The sequence below is a fragment of the Oleiphilus sp. HI0132 genome (assembly GCF_001635845.1).
The window spans coordinates 1-596 of the sequence record NZ_LWGJ01001397.1 but is presented as its reverse complement, the minus strand read 5'-3'; the positions used below and the strand labels follow the sequence as shown (position 1 = coordinate 596).

1 protein-coding gene is annotated in these 596 nt (G+C 42.1%); it reads left to right on the top strand.

Annotation, left to right across the window (positions count from 1 at the left end):
• Window positions 1-268 precede the first annotated feature (268 nt).
• Window positions 269-596, top strand: a 328-nt coding sequence (locus A3766_RS21455) for a hypothetical protein (RefSeq protein WP_068642958.1), incomplete at its 3' end; no start/stop codon positions are given.

The following is a 596-nucleotide window of genomic DNA, read 5'->3' as shown; positions in this document are numbered from 1 at the left end:
AAGTAAGAATAAATATTTAATCATTACCTTGTTTCCGGGTGTAGTTCCATTGGTGGTACTACAAACTGAAACTTGGAATTATTCTGCAATGGCAGTAATCGCGGCAGGTGTTTGCTTTTTCTGGTTTCCAATTCTGGCTAGTAGGTCAACTGCAAATGCCACATAACCAGTTGCGCAATGTTCGCCCCGGATAAACACCCGGGGCTGGACTCGCTTTGCTGCGCGTCGCTCGCCCATTCGCAAGGCGTTATATGCAAAAAGGATTAGCGTGAATTTAAAGTCAGTCTTAATAGCTACCTTCGTTTCATTGGGTATTTATTTCATATTTAAAACTATCTCATTGTCGTTTATGCCGGCCTATGAGTTGTTTTCTACTGATCTAGATGCAGCATCTACGGCGCTTTCGTTGGTCAAACTATTTAAGTATTTGGGTGTCTTCTTGGCATGTTATATCGCGGTAGGTCTGGCTAATCGTGCTAATGCAGTTCTTTGGCAGTATGCTGTTTATTCAATTTTTATTGCTTTGCCTATTGTTGCTTTGGCGGTGTTCCCAGATATTGAGCGCTCAACGTTCCCTGATCTAAACGACGTAATTA